Source organism: Pseudomonas sp. FW305-7 (assembly GCF_058786735.1).
Map to the genome: position 1 here is coordinate 124664 of NZ_JBYSZA010000015.1, position 20912 is coordinate 145575.

18 protein-coding genes are annotated in these 20912 nt (G+C 60.1%); 16 read left to right on the forward strand and 2 right to left on the reverse strand.

Annotated features, from left to right (window positions below; genetic code table 11):
- The first annotated feature begins 66 nt into the window (after positions 1 to 66).
- From AC3WMT_RS18600 to trpE, 10 genes are all read left to right on the forward strand, one after another.
- Positions 67 to 2463, forward strand: coding sequence for a PAS domain-containing sensor histidine kinase (locus AC3WMT_RS18600; RefSeq protein WP_103304401.1), 2397 nt, complete (start codon positions 67 to 69; stop codon positions 2461 to 2463).
- Between the two features lie 115 nt (positions 2464 to 2578).
- Positions 2579 to 3220: a response regulator gene (locus AC3WMT_RS18605; protein WP_177431404.1), complete on the forward strand. Its 642-nt coding sequence runs from the start codon at positions 2579 to 2581 to the stop codon at positions 3218 to 3220.
- A gap of 348 nt (positions 3221 to 3568) precedes the next feature.
- A complete protein-coding gene (locus AC3WMT_RS18610; RefSeq protein ID WP_103304399.1) occupies positions 3569 to 4693 on the forward strand; it encodes an ABC transporter ATP-binding protein in 1125 nt (374 codons plus the stop codon).
- A 49-nt stretch (positions 4694 to 4742) separates the two neighbouring features.
- On the forward strand, positions 4743 to 5786 hold the full coding sequence (locus AC3WMT_RS18615; RefSeq protein ID WP_103304398.1) for an ABC transporter substrate-binding protein: 1044 nt from the start codon (positions 4743 to 4745) through the stop codon (positions 5784 to 5786).
- 198 nt (positions 5787 to 5984) lie between these two features.
- A complete protein-coding gene (locus tag AC3WMT_RS18620; protein WP_103304397.1) occupies positions 5985 to 7232 on the forward strand; it encodes an ABC transporter permease in 1248 nt (415 codons plus the stop codon).
- Positions 7233 to 7244: 12 nt separating this feature from the next.
- Complete coding sequence (locus AC3WMT_RS18625; RefSeq protein WP_064589486.1) at positions 7245 to 8069, forward strand: ABC transporter permease; 825 nt, start codon at positions 7245 to 7247, stop codon at positions 8067 to 8069.
- A 286-nt stretch (positions 8070 to 8355) separates the two neighbouring features.
- The gene (locus AC3WMT_RS18630; RefSeq protein WP_103304396.1) at positions 8356 to 9504 is read left to right on the forward strand and encodes an iron-containing alcohol dehydrogenase; all 1149 of its coding nucleotides are present in this window, start codon (positions 8356 to 8358) and stop codon (positions 9502 to 9504) included.
- Positions 9505 to 9584: 80 nt separating this feature from the next.
- Complete coding sequence (gene rpe, locus AC3WMT_RS18635; RefSeq protein ID WP_007918813.1) at positions 9585 to 10259, forward strand: ribulose-phosphate 3-epimerase; 675 nt, start codon at positions 9585 to 9587, stop codon at positions 10257 to 10259.
- Positions 10256 to 11074, forward strand: a complete 819-nt coding sequence (locus AC3WMT_RS18640; protein ID WP_103304395.1) for a phosphoglycolate phosphatase — start codon at positions 10256 to 10258, stop codon at positions 11072 to 11074. Before rpe ends, AC3WMT_RS18640 begins: the two co-directional genes overlap by 4 nt.
- A gap of 71 nt (positions 11075 to 11145) precedes the next feature.
- Positions 11146 to 12624, forward strand: a complete 1479-nt coding sequence (trpE, locus tag AC3WMT_RS18645) for an anthranilate synthase component I (protein ID WP_103304394.1) — start codon at positions 11146 to 11148, stop codon at positions 12622 to 12624.
- A gap of 306 nt (positions 12625 to 12930) precedes the next feature.
- Here the strand turns inward: trpE and estP are convergent, their stop codons facing one another.
- Positions 12931 to 14838 carry an esterase EstP gene (estP, locus tag AC3WMT_RS18650; RefSeq protein ID WP_103304393.1) on the reverse strand — a complete coding sequence of 636 codons (1908 nt, stop codon included), beginning with the start codon at positions 14836 to 14838 and terminating at the stop codon, positions 12931 to 12933.
- Between the two features lie 407 nt (positions 14839 to 15245).
- Between estP and AC3WMT_RS18655 the strand changes: the two genes are divergently transcribed.
- The 4 genes from AC3WMT_RS18655 (at position 15246) to AC3WMT_RS18670 (ending at position 18530) form a co-directional block, all read left to right on the forward strand.
- Complete coding sequence (locus tag AC3WMT_RS18655) at positions 15246 to 15839, forward strand: aminodeoxychorismate/anthranilate synthase component II (RefSeq protein ID WP_103304392.1); 594 nt, start codon at positions 15246 to 15248, stop codon at positions 15837 to 15839.
- Between the two features lie 9 nt (positions 15840 to 15848).
- Positions 15849 to 16898 carry an anthranilate phosphoribosyltransferase gene (gene trpD / locus AC3WMT_RS18660; protein ID WP_103304391.1) on the forward strand — a complete coding sequence of 350 codons (1050 nt, stop codon included), beginning with the start codon at positions 15849 to 15851 and terminating at the stop codon, positions 16896 to 16898.
- Complete coding sequence (gene trpC / locus AC3WMT_RS18665; RefSeq protein WP_103304390.1) at positions 16895 to 17734, forward strand: indole-3-glycerol phosphate synthase TrpC; 840 nt, start codon at positions 16895 to 16897, stop codon at positions 17732 to 17734. Before trpD ends, trpC begins: the two co-directional genes overlap by 4 nt.
- A 97-nt stretch (positions 17735 to 17831) precedes the next feature.
- Positions 17832 to 18530 (forward strand): lipoate--protein ligase family protein, encoded by a 699-nt coding sequence (locus tag AC3WMT_RS18670; RefSeq protein WP_103304389.1) that lies wholly within the window; start codon positions 17832 to 17834, stop codon positions 18528 to 18530.
- An 11-nt stretch (positions 18531 to 18541) separates the two neighbouring features.
- Here AC3WMT_RS18670 and crp read toward each other — a convergent pair whose 3' ends face one another.
- The gene (gene crp / locus AC3WMT_RS18675) at positions 18542 to 19186 is read right to left on the reverse strand and encodes a cAMP-activated global transcriptional regulator CRP (protein ID WP_103304388.1); all 645 of its coding nucleotides are present in this window, start codon (positions 19184 to 19186) and stop codon (positions 18542 to 18544) included.
- A gap of 237 nt (positions 19187 to 19423) precedes the next feature.
- Between crp and AC3WMT_RS18680 the strand changes: the two genes are divergently transcribed.
- Both AC3WMT_RS18680 and speD read left to right on the forward strand, forming a co-directional pair.
- The gene (locus AC3WMT_RS18680) at positions 19424 to 19846 is read left to right on the forward strand and encodes an OsmC family protein (protein ID WP_007941657.1); all 423 of its coding nucleotides are present in this window, start codon (positions 19424 to 19426) and stop codon (positions 19844 to 19846) included.
- Positions 19847 to 20083: 237 nt separating this feature from the next.
- Positions 20084 to 20878 (forward strand): adenosylmethionine decarboxylase, encoded by a 795-nt coding sequence (speD, locus tag AC3WMT_RS18685; protein WP_103304387.1) that lies wholly within the window; start codon positions 20084 to 20086, stop codon positions 20876 to 20878.
- Positions 20879 to 20912: the final 34 nt, after the last annotated feature.

Sequence of the window (20912 nt, forward strand, 5' to 3'; positions counted from 1 at the left end):
CCAGGCCAGAAAAGTATCCCGGCAGCCTAATGGGTTGGTCAGAATTTGTCAGTGTATGAGACTTCAATGAAGCGATTTTGCTGCCTGTGGGTTATCGGCTGTCTGTGGCTTCCCTTGATGGGCTGGGCGGCGCCTGCGCCACCAACGCACGTTGCGCAGTTGTCGGCGAGTGAGCAGCAATGGCTCGCGCAGCACAACGAATTGCGCGTCGGTCTGGTGTTGCAGGCGCCGTACGCGCAATACGACCGGCGCTTGCAGCGTTTGTCCGGGGCCAACGTCGAGCTGATGAAGCTGTTGGCGAAGGCGCTCAATGTCGAGCTGAGCTGGCGCAACTTTCAGGATCTGGCGCAACTGGAAGCGGCCGCGCGCGAAGGCGAAATCGATATCGCCCCGGGGCTGACCCAGACGCCCAGCGCCCTGCGCCTTTGGCAGTTCTCCGATCCGTACATGCGTGTGCCGCAATTGGTGGTCAGCGATCAGAAGGCCAGCGGCGGAGTAGATCTGGAGAAACTCGACAGCCAGACCCGCGTCGCCGTGCGCATGCCGAGCACCACCGCCGACTATCTGCGCGGTAACTATCCGCATTTGAACCTGCAAGGCGTGCCCCTTGAGCGTCAGGCATTGCAGCTGTTGTTGAGTCAGCAAGCGTCATACGCGATCGTTGATGAGGCGCAGCTCGGTCGACTTTCGGCAGAACCGGAGTTTGCCGAACTGGTGGTGGTCGGCGATATCGGGCTGCCGCAACTGCTGCGGGTGGCATCGCGCCGTGACTGGCCGGAACTGGCCGGTATCGTCCAGAGCGCATTGCGTGTGATCCCGGCCAAGGATCTCGAACGCCTGCACAACCAATGGCTGCAACCGAAATACCCGCGACTGTCGGAGTCGCCGGGGTTCTGGCAGAACCTCAGTCTGTTGTTTGCCGTCATGTTGCTCAGTTGCGTGGCCATCGTGTTCTGGCAGCGGCGCCAGCAGCACAGTCTCGAACAGCGTCTGCTGGCCGCGCGCGAAGACATCGCCTTGCGTGCCGCCAGCGAAGAAGCCTTGCGGCTGACGCAGTTTTCCATCGACCAAAGCACCGTCGGCATCCTCTGGGTCAATTGGGACAGCCATGTGCGCTACGCCAACCGCGCGGCGGAAAACATGCTCGGTTATCCATCGGGTGGGCTGATCGAACGACCGCTGATCGACTTCGAACCGGGTTTGCACATGGACCGCTGGCTCAACCTGTGGAAACGCGCACGGGCCAGTGAAGAAGGGCCGCTGAGTTTTGAAACAAGCTGCGTACGTGCCGACGGCAGTGTTTTACCCGCGGACGTGTCGCTGAGTTTCCTGCGTTTTCGCGACAGTGAATATCTGGTGGTCTATCTCAATGACGTCACCGAGCGCCGCCGGGCACTGGCCGCGTTGCAGGAAAGCGAGGCGCGCCTGCAGGGTATCGCCGCGAACGTGCCGGGGCTGGTGTTCCGGCTGGAGCGGGCGCCGGTGACCGGGCAGATCGACTTTGCCTACATCTCCGAGGGCAGTGAAAGTCTGGTGGGTTACGCGCCAGCGGCCATCGCTCATCGCGACATGGGCCTGCGCAGTCTGGTGCATCCGGACGACAGGGCCAGTTATCACCAGACCCAGGATCAGGCGCTGGACACCGACAGCGATTGGTCGTGGCAGGGGCGAATTCTCACGCGCCAGGGGCAACAGCGCTGGGCCGAAATCAAGGCGATTACCCGACAACTGGAAGATGGCGCCTATGTCTGGGATGGCATCGTCTGGGACATCACCGAGAGCAAACGCATCGAGCTGGAGCTGGCGGCGTCGCGTGAGCAACTGCGTGAACTGTCGGCGCACCTTGAGAGCGTGCGCGAAGAGGAGAAGGCGCGAATCGCCCGCGAGGTTCACGATGAGCTGGGGCAGATGCTCACGGTGCTGAAACTGGAGACGTCGATGTGCGAACTGGCCTACGCACAACTCGATCCCGGTCTGAATGAGCGGCTGAACAGCATGAAACGCCTGATCGCTCAGTTGTTTCAATTGGTGCGCGATGTGGCCACGGCATTGCGTCCACCGATTCTCGATGCGGGGATTGCCTCGGCCATCGAGTGGCAGGCGCGACGGTTCGAGGCACGCACGCAGATTCCGTGTCTGGTGCAGGTGCCGGACAATCTGCCGGCGCTGAGCGATGCCAAGGCGATTGGCCTGTTCCGCATCCTGCAAGAGGCGCTGACCAACGTCATGCGCCATGCTCAGGCGCATACTGTCGAACTGACGCTGGCGCTGGAAGGCGATGAATTGTGTCTGACGGTCAGTGATGACGGCGTAGGCTTTGTCGCCGCTGCCGCTCGGCCGACCTCGTTTGGCCTGGTCGGCATGCGTGAGCGGGTGCTGATCATGGGCGGGCGGCTGGTGCTGGAGAGTGAGCCGGGGGAGGGCACCAGTCTGCATGTCTGGGTGCCGGTGAATGAGGTCTGATGGTTATATGGTGTTTGGGTCGACGCTTTCGCGAGCAGGCTCGCTCCCACATTGGAATGCTTTTCCCTGTGGGAGCGAGCCTGCTCGCGAATGACCTTGGCGCTGAATAAGAACAATGGAGAAAAACGTGATCCGTGTACTGGTAGCCGAAGACCACACCATCGTCCGTGAAGGCATCAAGCAATTGATCGGCCTGGCCAAGGATCTGCAAGTGGTGGGGGAGGCGAGCAATGGCGAACAGTTGCTCGAAACCCTGCGCAACGTGCCGTGCGAAGTGGTGTTGCTCGATATCTCCATGCCCGGCGTAAACGGTCTGGAGGCGATCCCGCGAATCCGTGCGCTGAACAACCCACCGGCGATTCTGGTGCTGTCGATGCACGACGAAGCGCAAATGGCCGCTCGCGCCTTGAAGGTTGGTGCGGCCGGGTATGCGACCAAGGACAGCGATCCGGCGCTGTTGCTCACGGCGATCCGCAAAGTCGCGGCGGGCGGGCGCTATATCGATCCGGATCTGGCGGATCGCATGGTCTTCGAAGTTGGCCTGACTGATACGCGGCCACTGCACTCCTTGTTGTCCGAGCGTGAGTTCTCGGTGTTCGAGCGCCTCGCCCAAGGTGCCAACGTCAACGACATTGCCCAGCAATTGGCCCTGAGCAGCAAAACCATCAGTACGCACAAGGCGCGGTTGATGCAGAAGCTCAACATCACCTCGCTCGCCGAACTGGTGAAATACGCGATGGAACACAAACTTCTCTAAACACACCACAAAAACCTGTGGGAGCTGGCTTGCCAGCGATGAGGGAGTGTCAGTCACATCAATGTCGGCTGACCCGCCGCTATCGCTGGCAAGCCAGCTCCCACAGGTTTCTCTGTGTGTCCGGAGAATGTGGGCATATCTGTTAGCGACAGGCGCTTTTGCTTGTTCTTGCGGCTTGCAGCTTGTCACTCACGGCTGCCTTATCCAATCGCGCCATCCTTGTAGGGCAATCCCTACCCCCAACCTTCCATCCGGCTGAGGCGAATCTCTCCTGCGCCCCGATTTGCGTGCCTGCCGCCAGCCACTAGGCTTGATACACAAGCAGTCATCAACAACAAAGGTGTGGGTATGAGCCAGGTCGATTCAAACGCAGGGGCCAGTGATGTGCTGGTCAGCTTTCGTGGAGTGCAGAAGAGCTACGACGGCGAGAACCTGATCGTCAAAGACCTCAACCTGGACATTCGCAAAGGCGAATTTCTCACCCTGCTCGGGCCGTCCGGTTCCGGCAAGACCACCAGCCTGATGATGCTCGCCGGTTTCGAGACGCCGACCGCCGGCGAAATCCTTCTGGCGGGTCGCGCAATCAACAACGTGCCGCCGCACAAGCGCGATATCGGCATGGTGTTCCAGAACTACGCGCTGTTCCCGCACATGACCGTCGCGGAAAACCTCGCCTTCCCGCTGACTGTACGTGGCTTGAACAAAAGCGATGTCAGCGACCGTGTGAAGAAAGTCCTCAGCATGGTCCAGCTCGATGCGTTCGCCTCGCGCTACCCGGCGCAGTTGTCCGGTGGTCAGCAGCAACGTGTGGCCCTGGCCCGCGCTTTGGTGTTCGAGCCGCAACTGGTGCTGATGGATGAACCGCTCGGTGCCCTCGATAAACAACTGCGTGAACACATGCAAATGGAGATCAAACACCTGCACCAGCGTCTCGGCGTGACTGTGGTCTACGTGACTCACGATCAGGGTGAAGCGCTAACCATGTCTGATCGCGTTGCAGTCTTCCATCAGGGCGAAATCCAGCAGATCGCGCCACCGCGCACGCTTTACGAAGAACCGAAAAACACCTTCGTCGCCAACTTCATCGGCGAGAACAACCGCCTCAATGGTCGCCTGCTCAGTCAGAGCGGCGAGCGCTGCGTGGTCGAGTTGGGGCGTGGCGAAAAGGTCGAGGCGCTGGCAGTCAACGTCGGCCAGACCGGCGAACCGGTGACCCTGTCGATTCGCCCGGAGCGTGTGAGCCTCAACGGTTCGAGCGATCAATGCGTCAACCGCTTCTCAGGGAGGGTGGCGGAATTCATCTATCTGGGCGACCACGTCCGGGTGCGCCTGGAAGTCTGCGGCAAGACCGACTTCTTTGTGAAACAACCGATTGCCGAGCTCGATCCTGCGCTCGCCGTCGGCGACGTGGTACCGCTTGGCTGGCAGGTCGAGCACGTTCGTGCGCTTGACCCGCTGTTAGAGGCGAACTGATCGCCCCCCGTTGTACCAACACCAACCCTGCACGTGGAGAGAACAATAAATGTTGAGATCCCTGAAGTTCACCGCCCTGACCCTGGGCCTGATGGGTGCGACCAGCGCAATGGCCGCTGGCCCGGATTTGACCGTGGTGTCGTTTGGCGGGGCGAACAAGGCGGCGCAAGTCAAAGCCTTCTATGCACCGTGGGAAGCGGCGGGCAACGGCAAGATCGTTGCTGGCGAGTACAACGGCGAGATGGCCAAGGTCAAAGCCATGGTCGACACCAAGAGCGTGTCCTGGGACCTGGTGGAAGTTGAATCGCCAGAGCTGTCCCGTGGTTGCGACGAAGACATGTTCGAGCAACTCGATCCGGCGCTGTTCGGCAAGACCGAAGACTACGTCAAAGGCGCGATTCAGCCTTGCGGCGTGGGCTTCTTCGTTTGGTCGACCGTACTGGCCTACAACGCTGACAAGCTGAAAACCGCACCAACCAGCTGGGCCGATTTCTGGGATACGAAGAAATTCCCGGGCAAGCGTGGTCTGCGCAAAGGTGCCAAGTACACCCTCGAATTCGCGTTGATGGCTGATGGCGTTGCGCCGAAAGACGTCTACAAGGAACTGGCGAGCAAGGGTGGTCAGGATCGTGCGTTCAAGAAGCTTGATGAACTCAAGCCGAATATCCAGTGGTGGGAAGCTGGCGCGCAACCGCCGCAATACCTCGCTTCCGGTGACGTGGTCATGAGCTCGGCCTACAACGGTCGTATCGCGGCGGTGCAGAAAGAATCCAACCTGAAAGTGGTGTGGAACGGCGGTATCTACGATTTTGACGCGTGGGCCATCCCGAAAGGCCTGGACGCCAAGCGTGCGGAAGCGGCGAAGAAGTTCATCGCCTACTCGGTACAGCCGCAGCAGCAGAAGACCTACTCGGAAAACATCGCCTACGGCCCGGCCAATACCCAGGCTGTGCCGCTGCTGGCCAAGGATGTCCTGAAAGACATGCCGACCACCCCGGAAAACATCGCCAACCAGGTGCAGATCGACGTCAGCTTCTGGGCTGACAACGGCGAGCAACTGGAGCAGCGCTTCAACTCCTGGGCGGCGAAGTAATCCCTTCACATGGATCGACGGCACACCGGATGATCGTTCCCACGCTCTGCGTGGGAATGCTACCCGGGACGCTCCGCGTCCCTGTGACGCAGAGCGTCACTGGATGCGTTACCACGCAGAGCGTGGGAACGATCAGTACCCAAAGTTCGAGGTAGCGTTCGCCACCTCTGTAACGATCAAAGATTTGCGGAGTACGTCATGGCCATCGCCGTTCCCCTGAACGAGGGCGCCAGCCCCACCTTGAAGCAGAAGCTCAAACGCGCCGAGCGGGTCAACCGCTGGAAGGCCCAGGCGCTGATTGCGCCGCTGGTGCTGTTTCTGTTGCTGGTGTTCCTGGTGCCGATCGTGGCGCTGCTCTACAAAAGCGTCGGCAACCCCGAAGTGGTCGGCGGCATGCCACGCACGGTGGCGGCCATCGCCAGTTGGGACGGCCGTGGCTTGCCCGCTGAGCCGGTCTACAAAGCCGCCGGCGAAGACCTCGCCGAAGCACGCAAAAACCAGACGCTGGGCGATCTGTCCAAGCGCTTGAACATGGAGTTGGCCGGCTATCGCAGCCTGCTGACCAAAACCGCCCGGGCGCTGCCATTCGCCAGCGAACCGGCCTCCTATAAAGAAGCACTGGAAGCGCTCGACGAGCGTTGGGGCGATCCGGCCTACTGGCAAGCGGTGAAACGCAACACCAGCAGTATCACGCCTTACTACCTGCTGGCGGCGGTCGACCACCGTATCGACGACCTCGGCGAAATCGCCCCGGCCACCCCCGATCAGGCGATCTACCTCGACATCTTCGCCCGCACTTTCTGGATGGGCCTGATCATCACGGTGATCTGCCTGCTGCTCGCTTATCCACTGGCGTATTTGCTGGCGAACCTGCCATCTCGCCAAAGCAACCTGTTGATGATTCTGGTGCTGCTGCCGTTCTGGACTTCAATTCTGGTACGGGTCGCCGCATGGATCGTGCTCCTGCAATCAGGCGGGTTGATCAACAGTGCGCTGCTGGCCATGGGCATCATCGATAAACCGCTGGAACTGGTGTTCAACCGCACCGGCGTATACATCTCGATGGTGCACATCCTGCTGCCATTCATGATCCTGCCGATCTACAGCGTGATGAAAGGCATCTCGCCGACCTACATGCGCGCCGCGATCTCGCTGGGCTGCCACCCGTTCGCCAGTTTCTGGCGGGTGTACTTCCCGCAGACCTATGCCGGTGTCGGCGCCGGTTGCCTGTTGGTGTTCATCCTCGCCATCGGCTACTACATCACCCCGGCGCTGCTCGGCAGTCCGAACGATCAGATGGTCAGCTACTTCGTCGCGTTCTACACCAACACCAGCATCAACTGGGGCATGGCCACTGCGTTGGGCGGCTTGCTGCTGCTGGCGACCGTGGTGCTTTATCTGATCTACAGCTGGCTGGTGGGCGCCAGTCGCCTGCGCCTGAGCTAAGGGGAATTTGAAATGCTGAGTCCTTACATGTCGCCCATCGAACGGGTGTGGTTCTACAGCTTGCGGATCCTCTGCGGCCTGATCCTGCTGTTTCTGATTCTGCCGGTGCTGGTGATCGTGCCGCTGTCGTTCAACTCGGGCAGTTTCCTCGTGTATCCGTTGCAGGGCTTTTCGCTGCATTGGTATCAGGATTTTTTTGCTTCGGCGGAATGGATGCGCGCCCTGAAGAACAGCATCATCGTCGCCCCGGCCGCGACCGTGCTGGCGATGGTCTTCGGCACACTGGCGGCGATCGGTCTGACCCGCGGCGACTTTCCCGGAAAGTCGTTGGTGATGGCGCTGGTGATTTCGCCGATGGTGGTGCCGGTGGTGATCATTGGTGTGGCGAGTTATCTGTTCTTCGCGCCGTTGGGTTTGGGTAACAGCTTCTTCTCGCTCATCGTGGTGCATGCGGTGCTGGGTGTGCCGTTTGTGATCATCACGGTGTCGGCGACGTTGCAGGGGTTTAACCACAATCTGGTGCGTGCGGCCGCGAGTCTCGGTGCATCGCCGCTGACGGCGTTCCGCCGGGTGACCTTGCCGCTGATTGCGCCGGGGGTAATTTCCGGGGCGCTGTTTGCCTTTGCGACGTCGTTTGATGAGGTGGTGGTGACGCTGTTTCTTGCGGGGCCTGAGCAAGCAACGTTGCCTCGGCAGATGTTCAGCGGGATTCGCGAGAACCTGAGTCCGACGATTGCCGCTGCTGCCACGTTGCTGATCGCCTTCTCCGTCATCCTGCTGCTGACCCTCGAATGGCTGCGCGGCCGTAGTGAAAAACTGCGTACCGCTCAGGTTTAAGAGCCAGATCAAAAGCTTACCCCCTCACCCCAGCCCTCTCCCCCAAGGGGGCGAGAGGGAAAGGGAGCAGATCGTTGTTTTTCAAAGCTTGAATTCGACTCGGTATCGCGCGTCGGTGTACCTCCCCCATCCACCTCGGTCAGTCCCCTCTCCCTCCGGGAGAGGGCTAGGGTGAGGGGCTGTTGATCTTGCCCTTGATGGGTCATTCACCACCTGAATAGCAGACAACCCCAAACCCTCAGCTAATCTTGTGCCCAGCTCCCACATCTATAAGAGGCTGCGCACGATGAGTCTGTCCCAGTTCAAAATCGCTCACAAACTGATCACCGGCGCCGCCGCCATCGAGCAACTGGCCGCCGAACTCACGCGCCTCGACATCGACAACCCGCTGATCGTCACCGACGTCGCGCTGGTCAAGTCTGGCACCGTCGAGTTGGCGCTGGTACAACTCGGCGGGCGCGATTACGAGATCTTCGACCGCGTACTGCCGGACCCGGAAATCGCCATCGTCGAAGACTGCATGCGCGTCTATCGCGAAGGCGGACATGACGGCTTGATCGGCTTGGGTGGCGGCAGTGCCATCGACATCGCCAAAAGCGTGGCGGCGTACGCCGGTTACCACGGCGCGCTGGAGGACCTGTTCGGCGTCGACCAGGTGCCGCGCAAAGGCCCGCCGCTGATCGCCATTCCGACCACCGCCGGCACCGGCTCGGAAGTAACCAACGTGGCGATCCTCTCCGACAAAGTCGCGCAGTTGAAGAAAGGCATCGTCAGCGACTTTCTATTACCGGACGTGGCACTGGTCAGCCCGCAGATGACCCTGACTTGCCCGCGCAGTGTCACCGCCGCCAGTGGCGTCGACGCGCTGGTTCACGCCATCGAGTCCTATCTGTCGGTAAATGCCTCGCCGATCACCGACTCGCTGGCCATCGGTGCCATCAAACTGATTGCCAAGGCGTTGCCCAAGGCCTACGCCAACGGCGCCAACCTGCAAGCCCGCGAAGACATGGCCACCGCCAGCCTGATGGCCGGCATGGCGTTCGGTAATGCCGGGGTTGGCGCGGTGCATGCGCTGGCGTATCCGTTGGGCGGGCGCTACAACATCGCTCACGGGGTCAGCAATGCCTTGTTGCTGCCGTATGTCATGACCTGGAACAAAATGGCCTGCGTCGAACGCATGCAGGATATTGCCGAAGCCATGGGGGTGAAGACCGCTCATCTGAGTGCCAGCGAAGCGGCGGACAAAGCCGTGCAGGCGATGACCGACTTGTGCGTGGCGGTGGAAATTCCCGTCGGCCTGCGCAGTTTCGGCGTACCGGAAGAGGCGATACCGGCCATGGCCGTGGAGGCCGCGGGAATCGAGCGCTTGATGCGTAATAACCCGCGCAAGCTCAGCGCCATCGATATCGAGAAGATCTACCGCGCAGCCTACTGATCATCGCGGTCACGGTGCGCGCGCGGAAACTTGAGGTATACAATGCGCGCCATCGTGATTTAGCTCAGAAAAGGTGCGTCATGCAGCCCTTCGTAATTGCTCCGTCGATTCTCTCCGCCGACTTCGCCCGCCTCGGCGAGGAAGTAGACAATGTTCTGGCCGCTGGTGCCGACTTCGTTCACTTCGATGTCATGGACAACCACTACGTGCCCAACCTGACCATTGGTCCGATGGTCTGCGCGGCACTGCGCAAGTACGGCGTCACCGCGCCAATCGACGCACACCTGATGGTCAGCCCGGTGGACCGCATCGTCGGCGACTTCATCGAGGCCGGCGCGACCTACATCACCTTCCACCCGGAAGCCACGCTGCACGTCGATCGCTCGCTGCAACTGATCCGTGAGGGCGGCTGCAAATCCGGTCTGGTGTTCAACCCGGCGACCCCGCTGGACGTGCTCAAGTACGTGATCGACAAGGTCGACATGGTCTTGCTGATGAGCGTCAACCCGGGCTTTGGCGGGCAGAAGTTCATTCCCGGCACCCTCGACAAACTGCGCGAAGCGCGGGCGATCATCGATGCCTCGGGCCGTGACATCCGTCTGGAAATCGATGGCGGCGTCAACGTCAACAACATCCGTGAAATCGCCGCCGCTGGCGCCGACACGTTCGTGGCCGGCTCGGCGATCTTCAACGCGCCGAACTATCAGGAAGTCATCGACAAGATGCGTTCCGAGCTGGCGCTGGCACGTCCATGAGCGGTTTTGAGCAGCTGTTCCCGGGCAAACTGCCACGGTTGGTGATGTTCGATCTGGATGGCACGCTGATCGACTCGGTTCCCGACCTGGCGGCAGCGGTGGACAACATGCTGCTCACCCTCGGCCGCCAACCTGCGGGCATCGACGCGGTGCGCGAGTGGGTTGGCAACGGCGCGCCTGTACTGGTGCGCCGCGCACTGGCCGGTGGCATCGATCACTCCGCCGTGGATGACGTCGAGGCGGAGCACGCGCTCGAGGTTTTCATGGAGGCTTACGGCGCCAGCCATGAGCTGACCGTGGTTTATCCCGGCGTGCGCGACACCCTCAAGTGGCTGCACAAGCAGGGCGTGGCCATGGCGCTGATCACCAACAAGCCGGAGCGCTTCGTCGCGCCGTTGCTGGATCAGATGAAGATCGGCCGCTACTTCAAGTGGATCATCGGCGGTGACACGCTGCCGCAGAAGAAGCCTGACCCGGCCGCGCTGTTCTTCGTGATGAAAATGGCCAACATCCCGGCCTCGCAATCGTTGTTCGTCGGCGACTCGCGCAGCGACGTGCTGGCGGCGAAAGCGGCAGGGGTCAAATGCGTGGCACTGAGTTACGGCTACAACCATGGCCGACCGATTGCCGAGGAATCCCCGGCACTGGTGATCGACGATCTGCGCAAGCTAATTCCCGGTTGCCTCGGTACGGCCGCTGAGATAACGTTGCCCGACGCTTCTCAATCCCCTTCTGGAAACGCCATCGTGGTGGTCACCCGCAAACTCTGGATGAAAGTCATCAAGGCCCTGGCCCGCTGGCGTTGGCGCGCCTGACTTGTTCCTGGCCGGCCTGCCGGCGCGTTTGCACACCTGACTGATTTGCCCCTCACACCACGAGGCACCTTATGATCCGCGAAGAATTCCTGCGCTTGGCCGCCGACGGCTACAACCGCATCCCGCTGGCCTGCGAAACCCTGGCCGACTTCGACACGCCGCTGTCGATCTACCTGAAACTGGCCGACCAGCCCAACTCCTACCTGCTCGAATCGGTGCAGGGCGGCGAGAAATGGGGCCGTTACTCGATCATCGGCCTGCCGTGCCGCACCGTGTTGCGGGTTCACGACCATCACGTCAGCATCACTGTTGATGGCGTCGAAACCGAAAGCCACGACGTTGAAGATCCGTTGGCCTTCGTCGAAACCTTCAAGGCGCGCTACAACGTGCCGACCATCGCCGGTCTGCCGCGTTTCAACGGTGGCCTGGTCGGTTACTTCGGTTACGACTGCGTGCGTTATGTCGAGAAGCGCCTGGGCAAATGCCCGAACCCGGATCCGCTGGGCGTGCCAGACATTTTGCTGATGGTCTCCGACGCTGTCGTGGTGTTCGACAACCTCGCCGGCAAGATGCACGCGATTGTGCTGGCCGACCCGGCGCAAGCGGATGCATTCGAACAAGGTCATGCGCAATTGCAGGCGTTGCTGGAAAAGCTCCGTCAGCCGATCACTCCGCGCCGTGGCCTGGATTTCAGCAAGCAGCAAGCGGCTGATCCGGTGTTCCGCTCCAGTTTCACCCAGGACGACTACGAAAAAGCCGTTGATACCATCAAGGAATACATCCTCGCCGGTGACTGCATGCAGGTCGTGCCGTCGCAGCGCATGTCGATTGACTTCAAGGCTGCGCCGATCGATCTGTACCGCGCACTGCGTTGTTTCAACCCGACGCCGTACATGTATTTCTTCAACTTCGGTGACTTCCATGTCGTCGGCAGTTCGCCGGAAGTGCTGGTGCGGGTCGAAGACAACCTGATCACCGTGCGCCCGATTGCCGGCACGCGCCCGCGTGGCGCCACCGAAGAAGCGGATCTGGCGCTGGAAGAAGACCTGCTGTCGGACGACAAAGAGATTGCCGAGCACTTGATGCTGATCGATCTGGGGCGTAACGACACCGGGCGCGTCTCGGAAATCGGTTCGGTGAAACTCACCGAGAAAATGGTCATCGAGCGTTATTCCAACGTGATGCACATTGTTTCCAACGTCACTGGCCAGTTGAAAGAAGGGCTGACGGCGATGGACGCATTGCGGGCGATTCTGCCGGCGGGCACCTTGTCCGGCGCGCCGAAAATTCGTGCGATGGAAATCATCGACGAACTGGAGCCGGTCAAACGTGGCGTGTATGGCGGTGCAGTCGGTTACTTCGCCTGGAACGGCAACATGGACACTGCGATTGCGATCCGCACCGCGGTGATCAAGAACGGCGAACTGCACGTGCAGGCCGGTGGCGGCATCGTCGCCGACTCGGTGCCGGCGCTGGAATGGGAAGAAACCCTGAACAAACGCCGCGCGATGTTCCGCGCCGTGGCCCTGGCCGAGCAAACCCCGGACTGACCACACATCCCCCTGTAGGCGTGAGCCTTTGTGGCGAGGGGATTTATCTCCGATGGGGCGCGAAGCGGCCCTGAAAGCTGCAACACGGATTCTTCAGGTGTACCGTGCGCAATGGGTTTTCGACTGCTGCGCCGCCGATCGGGGCGGTGCGACGTTTCGCTAAATCCCCTCGCCACAGGTCAATGTCGCCCATCCCGGAAAATATGATCCATAAAAAAAGCGGCGCCTGTGAGGGCGCCGCTTTTTTATGGCCTGCAACAAACCCCTGTAGGAGCCGCCGTAGGCTGCGATCTTTTGATCTACCGCTTAAAAATCCAATACCACCCCAACATTCACGCCCTGCTGGGTAAAGTCATCATCCTTGCGCAATGTGTACCCGCCACGCAGCGCCAGATCCGCCGTGAGCTTGTGGCTGACGCCCAAACTCAAACGGTTCAAGTGGCTCTGCGGCGTATAGCCCTCAAGCTTGAAGTCATTCGCCGGCAAGGTATTAAGCGCGATGTTGACCTTCTGCACATCATCTTCGTACTCACGCTCATGCGCGTACTCACCAAACACCTGAGTTTGCGGAGTGAAGTTGTACTTGCCCTGAATGCCGACGCCCAAACGTTTCGAATCGCGAGCCTGGTCATCGAAGGTCAGCGCCGTGGCGCGGTTGCTCTTCTCCGAGTAGCCATCGACATCGACGCTGGCGTAATCGGCGCTGACGAACGGCGACAGATGCCATTCGCTGCCCGGCTGAGCGATGTCGTAACCGACACGGGTGCTGAAGGCCCACAGATGGCCGTCGGTATCACCCTTTTCCGCACCCTCGCTGGCGCCCAGGTCGAACTTGCGCTTGAGGTTGTCGTAGTCGAGTTTGCCGCCGGTCAATGCCGCGTCAGCCCACCAACGGTTTTGCTGGAATTGGGCAAACGCTGTAGCCAGATAGCTGTTGAGTTTGTAGTCCGAATCGTTATGACCGGCCTCCAGGTTCTGCCGGTAGAAGCCCGCTGCCACGCCAACGCGCCAAGCATCGTTGAGGCGATAACTGCCGCCGACATTCAGGTTGTAACCGCTGCCATCGGCGCTGGCGCCGCTGCTTTGGCTGTCGACATCCAAGTGTTGGCCGCCGGCGGAGACAATCGCCCGCCATTGGCCGACCGCTTGCCAGTTCTCCCAGTCTGCCTGCCATTGGCTGCGCAGCTCATCCTGATGCGCACGCACGGTGGCGTGGGCCATTTCCGGCAACAGTGTCAGTTCCCACGGCGCGGCGAGCAGTGAATAGGCGTAATCGGAGATGAGTTTCTGTCCGGCTTCGGTCGGGTGTACGCCGTCGTTGTAGATCAACTTGCTCGGATCCGGTGTCGCACTGTTGATGCCGTAACGGGCGTTTTCCGGGCAACTGCTGCCGCTGAAGCAGGTCGCGGTCAGGTTTTGATCGGTGGCGAGGCCGAAGCGCCCCGGGTCGGCGAACACTTCCGACAACAACACCGGAATGTTCAACGGAATGATTTCGGCGTTGATGCCTTGCAGGCGGGTCACCAGTTGACTGTTGAACTGGCTGGCGAGCTGACTGCTGAACGCCTGCAACGGGGTGCCGTTGATGGCCGGGGTCAGGCCGACGTCAGGCAACAGCCAGACCATCACGTATTTGGCGCCGGCGGTTTGCAGCGCTTGCACACTGTCGGCCAATCGGTCGGCACCGGCGTTGGCCTGGGGCAGGCTGAGAATCCGCCCTTGCAGGAAGTCGTTGCCGCCGCCGGAGATGTAGTACAGCGCGTTCGGATCGGCGCGCAAACCGTTCGACGGCAAGTAGCCTGCGCGGGTGCGTTCGCCGGTCGCGGATTGAGTGGTGATCGAATCGAGAATCTGGTCGGTACGATATCCGCCCACTGCCCAGTTGTTGCCATCCGGCAGGCCTTCGTTGGCGCGCACAGCCGAACTGGAAGACGCTGTCTGGTCCGGGGTGAAACCGAGGCGGCCACCGAGCAGTTGGGTGGCATTCAGCGAGCGCTGTTCACCGCTGCCGTCCAGATAAACCGGGCCGGTACGGTTGGTGTAGCGCTGAGTGGCACCGGCCGGGCCGCCGGTGTCGGTGAAGGTCCCGGCATCGTTGAGGCTGTCGCCGAAGACAATGAAACTCGAATAGGGATTTGGCGCTGCATTCGCCTGGGCGCAGGCCAGTGCGAGCAAGCATCCGGCCAGCGGTACAAACAACGTCTGTTTGATCATGAGCAAGTCCGTTTATTTATTGTTGTAGGTGAACGAAACGACAGTACCAAAAACTTCCGGCCTTTTGCCACCGGTCGCGAATCCTCCCCCGGTTTTATCTCCCGCAGGCCCGGCCATATTGCACGCTCCGCCCAGCTAAGTTACTGTGCCGGAACGTATGAACGAGACCTTCCCCGTGTTGATCACCAGCAAACTTCTGGATCAAGTCATCAAGGCACACGCCCGCTGGCGTTGGCGCGCCTGAATCTTTTCTGCCGGCCTCGCCGGATCTGTATCGCTTTGCCTTCCTTGCCCGTTTGAAATGCCGCTTTGCCGACGCCACTGGCGCGTCCGACATCGTGCAGCGCTCTGCGGGCAGGTCATCTGAAGGCTGTCTTCAAGTCAGAATTCAAGAGGTTCGAAACGCCATGTTGCTGATGATCGACAACTACGACTCCTTTACTTACAACGTTGTGCAATACCTCGGCGAGCTGGGTGCCAAAGTCAAAGTCGTGCGCAACGACGAACTGACCATCGCCGAAATCGAAGCGCTCAACCCCGAGCGTATCGTGGTCTCCCCCGGTCCTTGCACGCCGAGCGAAGCCGGCATCTCCATCGAAGCCATCAAGCACTTTGCCGGCAAACTGCCGATCCTCGGTGTCTGCCTCGGCCACCAGTCCATCGGCCAGGCCTTCGGTGGCGACGTAGTACGTGCCCGCCAAGTCATGCACGGTAAGACTAGCCCGGTATTCCACGAGGACAAGGGCGTTTTCCAAGGCCTGAATCATCCGCTGACCGTTACCCGTTATCACTCGCTGATCGTCAAGCACGAGACGTTGCCCGATTGCCTGGAGCTGACCGCGTGGACACAACACGATGACGGCAGCGTCGACGAAATCATGGGCCTGCGTCACAAGACCTTGAACATTGAGGGCGTACAGTTCCACCCCGAGTCGATCCTGACCGAACAGGGCCATGAACTGTTTGCCAACTTCCTCAAACAAACCGGCGGCACGCGCTAAGGACTTCCCATGAATATCAAGACAGCCCTGAGCCGTATCGTCGATCACCTCGACCTCAGCACCGATGAAATGCGCGACGTGATGCGCGAAATCATGACTGGCCAATGCACCGACGCGCAGATCGGCGCGTTCATGATGGCCATGCGCATGAAGAGCGAGAGCATCGACGAAATTGTCGGCGCCGTGTCGGTCATGCGCGAGCTGGCCGATCAGGTTGAACTGAAAACCCTCGACGGCGTAGTCGATGTGGTGGGTACCGGCGGTGACGGTGCCAACATCTTCAACGTGTCGACCGCTTCTTCCTTTGTTGTCGCCGCTGCCGGTTGCACCGTGGCCAAACACGGCAACCGCGCGGTCTCGGGCAAAAGCGGCAGTGCCGATCTGCTGGAGGCGGCCGGCATTTATCTGAACCTGACGCCGGTGCAGGTTGCCCGTTGCATCGACAACGTCGGCATCGGTTTCATGTTTGCCCAGACGCACCACAAAGCCATGAAGTACGCCGCCGGCCCGCGCCGCGATCTCGGTCTGCGTACGCTGTTCAACATGCTCGGCCCGCTTACGAATCCGGCCGGTGTGAAACATCAGGTGGTGGGCGTTTTCACTCAAGCCTTGTGCCGGCCGCTGGCCGAAGTCTTGCAGCGCTTGGGCAGCAAACACGTACTGGTCGTGCATTCGAAAGATGGCCTGGACGAATTCAGCCTCGCTGCGCCGACTTTTGTCGCCGAGCTGAAAAACAACGAAATCACTGAATATTGGGTCGAACCCGAAGACTTGGGCATGAAGAGCCAGAGCCTGCACGGTCTGTCGGTCGAAGGCCCGGAAGCGTCGCTGGCGCTGATTCGCGACGCGTTGGGCAAGCGCAAAACCGAAAACGGCCAGAAAGCCGCCGAAATGATTGTGCTCAATGCCGGTGCGGCGCTGTATGCCGCTGACCTGGCCAGCAGTTTGAAACAGGGCGTGGAGCTTGCGCACGACGCTCTGCACACTGGGCTCGCTCGGGAAAAACTCGAGGAGCTGGGTGCCTTTACCGCGGTATTCAAAGTGGAGAATGAGGGATGAGTGTACCGACGGTTCTGGAAAACATTCTGGCGCGCAAAGTTCAGGAAGTTGCCGAGCGTAGCGCTCGCGTCAGCCTGAGCGAGCTGGAAAGTCTGGCCAAGGCGGCCGATGCACCCCGTGGTTTTGCCCAGGCATTACTGGCGCAAGCCAAGAAGAAGCAGCCTGCGGTGATTGCCGAAATCAAAAAGGCCTCGCCGAGCAAAGGCGTGATCCGCGAGAACTTCGTGCCGGCCGACATCGCCAAAAGCTACGAGAAGGGCGGGGCGACCTGCCTGTCGGTGCTGACCGACATCGATTACTTCCAGGGCGCCGACATCTACCTGCAACAGGCGCGCGCGGCGTGCAAGTTGCCGGTGATCCGCAAGGACTTCATGATCGACCCGTACCAGATCGTCGAAGCCCGTGCGCTCGGCGCCGACTGCGTGCTGTTGATCGTCTCCGCACTGGATGACGTGAAAATGGCCGAGCTGGCATCCGTCGCCAAAGGCGTCGGTCTCGACGTGCTGGTGGAAGTGCATGACGGCGATGAACTGGAGCGCGCGTTGAAAACCCTCGACACGCCGTTGGTTGGGATCAACAACCGCAACCTGCACACCTTCGACGTCAGCCTGGAAACCACCCTCGACCTGCTGCCGCGCATTCCACGCGATCGTCTGGTCATTACCGAGAGCGGCATCCTCAACCGCGCCGATGTCGAGCTGATGGAAATCAGCGACGTCTACGCGTTCCTGGTGGGCGAGGCGTTCATGCGCGCGGAAAACCCGGGCACCGAACTGCAGCGGTTGTTCTTCCCGGAGCGCGGTGGTCCGGTAGTCAGCGGTTCGACCCTCGACTGATCAAGTCTTCTCAGGCGCCCGCGTCCCCTGTGGGAGCGGGCTTGCCCGCGAAGGCGGCATAAGACTCACCTCAGACTCATCGTCCTACGGAACCCTTATGATCCCCACCCCCCTGACCATCGAAGCCGGCCTGCAAGCCGAACAGGATTTACTGGCCTCGATCTGCGCCGGCGACGCCGAGTTCGGCCTGCTGTTCTGGCAACCCAGCGACCGCGCCTTGGTAATGCCGCGCCGCCTCAATCGTCTGCCCGGATTCGAACACGCCTGCGAAGTCTCCGCTGCTGCTGGTTGGCCGGTGCTGTTGCGTGAAACCGGCGGTGAACCGGTCCCGCAATCGACCGCAACCATCAACATCGCCTTGGTCTACGCCCCGCCACGCAGCGAAGGCGATCTGAACCGGATCGAAACCGGCTATCGACGCCTGTGCGATCCGATCTGTCAGTTACTCGATGAGTTGGGCGGTGTTTCGTCGTTGGGTGAAATCGACGGTGCGTTCTGCGATGGTCGCTTCAACGTCAATCTCGACGGTCGCAAAATGGTCGGCACGGCTCAACGTTGGCGCCAGAGTCAGGGCGGGCAACGTCCGGTTGGCTTGGTTCACGGTGCAATGCTGATGGATAACGAGCGTGAATCGATGGTGGCGGCCGTCAATCGCTTCAACGAAGCTTGCGGCCTGGAGCAGCGGGTGCGGGCGCAAAGCCACATTGCCCTGCACGAAAAATTCAACGCGCCACAGGCGTTGGCGCGTCTTGATGAGTTGTTTCGTCTGATGCTGGCGCAGATGTACAGCGCCTGATTTTTACCGGCTTACCGTGTACCGAAGACCACCATGGTCTTGCCTTTCACATCGACCAGGTTGCGTTCCTCAAGATCTTTGAGCACGCGACCAACCATCTCCCGCGAACAGCCGACAATCCGTCCGATTTCCTGGCGGGTCACCTTGATCTGCATGCCGTCCGGATGGGTCATGGCGTCCGGCTGCTTGCACAACTCCAGCAGGCAACGGGCGACACGACCGGTGACGTCGAAGAATGCCAGATCGCCGACCTTGCGCGTGGTGTTGCGCAGGCGTTGGGCGATTTGTCCGCTCAGCACGTAAAGAATGTCTGGATCCTGCTGGGACAATTCGCGGAACTTGGCGTAGCTGATTTCGGCGATTTCGCACTCGACCTTGGCGCGCACCCAGGCACTGCGTTCTTGCTCCTGGCCGGCCTGTTCGAACAGGCCCAGTTCACCGAAGAAATCTCCGGCGTTGAGGTAAGCGATGATCATCTCGCGGCCATCGTCATCTTCGATCAGGATCGTCACCGAGCCCTTGATGATGAAGTACAGCGTATCGGAACGGTCGCCAGCACAAATAATGTTGCTCTTGGCCGCATGGCGACGACGCTGGCAATGCATCAGCAGCTTGTCGAGGTTCTTGATTTTGGGTGTTGGGGTAATAGCAACCATGGTTGTATCCCGAAAAGACTGCACGGTGATGTTTGATTTTTTTATGAGGCGCTGAAGGCGGTCGCTACACAGCTGGCATGGGCGCCAGCGAATTGGCGCCAGCTTACCAGACACTTCGTCGAAAATTCGAGAAATTACCTACGTCCTAGAGGCATCCGTCCTAGGATCGCCGCTGGCTGTCAGACCGGGGCGCTGTGCTAAGCTGGCGACCCTTTTTTCTACAGTGGAGTCTTGGCGATGAAGGCACGCATCCAATGGGCTGGCGAAGCCATGTTCCTCGGCGAGTCCGGCAGCGGTCATGTCGTGGTCATGGATGGTCCGCCGGACGCCGGTGGTCGTAATCTGGGGGTTCGCCCGATGGAGATGCTGCTGCTGGGCGTCGGCGGCTGCAGTAACTTCGACGTGGTCAGCATTCTGAAGAAGTCCCGTCAGGCTGTTGAGAGCTGCGAAGCCTTCCTTGAAGCCGAGCGCGCAACCGAAGATCCGAAGGTGTTCACCAAGATTCACATGCACTTCGTGGTCAAGGGCCGTGGCCTGAAAGAAGCTCAGGTCAAACGCGCCATCGAGCTATCCGCCGAAAAGTATTGCTCGGCCTCGATCATGCTTGGCGCCGCAGGTGTGGCAATCACCCACGACTACGAAATCATCGAACTCGGTTGAGCCGACATTCAACTATCATAAAAGCAGTGCAGACTCTGGCGATCCCCCGCTGACGTCTGCATAATGCGCCACTTTTTTCAGGGCAGTGATCGGTCAACCGACGGGTCATCCGCCTGAACAGATAACCAAAATCGCCATCGCGAAGAGGTGTTAACCGTCCTACGCAGGTGCGTTGTTCGCACTTGACGGGCATGCTTGATCACGCGGCCGTGCCGCATACATAGAGAGTTTTTAACGGTGAAAAGCAAACTCAAGCTCCACGGGTTCAATAACCTGACAAAGACCTTGAGCTTCAACATCTATGACATCTGCTACGCGGAGACCCCGCAAGACCAGCAGGCTTACGTCGAGTACATCAATCAAGAGTACAACGCCGAACGCCTGACGCAGATTCTCACGGAAGTTGTCGAAATCATTGGTGCCAACATTCTGAACATTGCGAGTCAGAACTATGAGCCTCAGGGTGCCAGCGTCACGATTCTGATCTCGGAAGAGCCGGTAACCCCGACCGAAAGCCAGATCGAAGAATCGCCGGGTCCTTTGCCCGAAATTATCCTGGCCCACCTCGACAAGAGCCACATCACGGTGCATACCTACCCGGAAATCCATCCGGACGCCGGCATCGCGACTTTCCGTGTGGACATCGATGTGTCGACCTGTGGTGTCATTTCACCGCTTAAAGCGCTCAACTTCCTCATTCACCAGTTCGATTCGGACATCGTGACTGTGGATTACCGTGTGCGCGGCTTCACCCGTGACGTTGAGGGTAACAAGCACTTCATCGACCACGAGATCAATTCGATCCAGAACTACCTGTCCGAAGACACTCGCGACGCGTATCAGATGACCGACGTGAACGTGTACCAGGAAAACCTGTTCCACACCAAAATGCTGCTGAAAAACTTCGAACTGGACAACTACCTGTTCGGCGATGCCACCAGCAACCTGTCCCCTGAGCAACGTGCCCAGGTGACCGATCGTGTGAAACACGAAATGCTCGAGATTTTCTACGCGCGCAACATGCCAGCGTAAGAGTTTCAGGCACAAAAAAAGGCGACTGTCTCAG

Excerpts from the sequence above, each read along its gene's own strand:
- AC3WMT_RS18600 (WP_103304401.1), top strand. The coding sequence starts at position 67 with ATGAAGCGATTTTGCTGCCTGTGGGTTATCGGCTGTCTGTGGCTTCCC.
- AC3WMT_RS18605 (WP_177431404.1), top strand. The coding sequence starts at position 2,579 with ATGGAGAAAAACGTGATCCGTGTACTGGTAGCCGAAGACCACACCATC.
- AC3WMT_RS18610 (WP_103304399.1), top strand. The coding sequence starts at position 3,569 with ATGAGCCAGGTCGATTCAAACGCAGGGGCCAGTGATGTGCTGGTCAGC.
- AC3WMT_RS18615 (WP_103304398.1), top strand. The coding sequence starts at position 4,743 with ATGTTGAGATCCCTGAAGTTCACCGCCCTGACCCTGGGCCTGATGGGT.
- AC3WMT_RS18620 (WP_103304397.1), top strand. The coding sequence starts at position 5,985 with ATGGCCATCGCCGTTCCCCTGAACGAGGGCGCCAGCCCCACCTTGAAG.
- AC3WMT_RS18625 (WP_064589486.1), top strand. The coding sequence starts at position 7,245 with ATGCTGAGTCCTTACATGTCGCCCATCGAACGGGTGTGGTTCTACAGC.
- AC3WMT_RS18630 (WP_103304396.1), top strand. The coding sequence starts at position 8,356 with ATGAGTCTGTCCCAGTTCAAAATCGCTCACAAACTGATCACCGGCGCC.
- rpe (WP_007918813.1), top strand. The coding sequence starts at position 9,585 with ATGCAGCCCTTCGTAATTGCTCCGTCGATTCTCTCCGCCGACTTCGCC.
- AC3WMT_RS18640 (WP_103304395.1), top strand. The coding sequence starts at position 10,256 with ATGAGCGGTTTTGAGCAGCTGTTCCCGGGCAAACTGCCACGGTTGGTG.
- trpE (WP_103304394.1), top strand. The coding sequence starts at position 11,146 with ATGATCCGCGAAGAATTCCTGCGCTTGGCCGCCGACGGCTACAACCGC.
- estP (WP_103304393.1), bottom strand. The coding sequence starts at position 14,838 with ATGATCAAACAGACGTTGTTTGTACCGCTGGCCGGATGCTTGCTCGCA.
- AC3WMT_RS18655 (WP_103304392.1), top strand. The coding sequence starts at position 15,246 with ATGTTGCTGATGATCGACAACTACGACTCCTTTACTTACAACGTTGTG.
- trpD (WP_103304391.1), top strand. The coding sequence starts at position 15,849 with ATGAATATCAAGACAGCCCTGAGCCGTATCGTCGATCACCTCGACCTC.
- trpC (WP_103304390.1), top strand. The coding sequence starts at position 16,895 with ATGAGTGTACCGACGGTTCTGGAAAACATTCTGGCGCGCAAAGTTCAG.
- AC3WMT_RS18670 (WP_103304389.1), top strand. The coding sequence starts at position 17,832 with ATGATCCCCACCCCCCTGACCATCGAAGCCGGCCTGCAAGCCGAACAG.
- crp (WP_103304388.1), bottom strand. The coding sequence starts at position 19,186 with ATGGTTGCTATTACCCCAACACCCAAAATCAAGAACCTCGACAAGCTG.
- AC3WMT_RS18680 (WP_007941657.1), top strand. The coding sequence starts at position 19,424 with ATGAAGGCACGCATCCAATGGGCTGGCGAAGCCATGTTCCTCGGCGAG.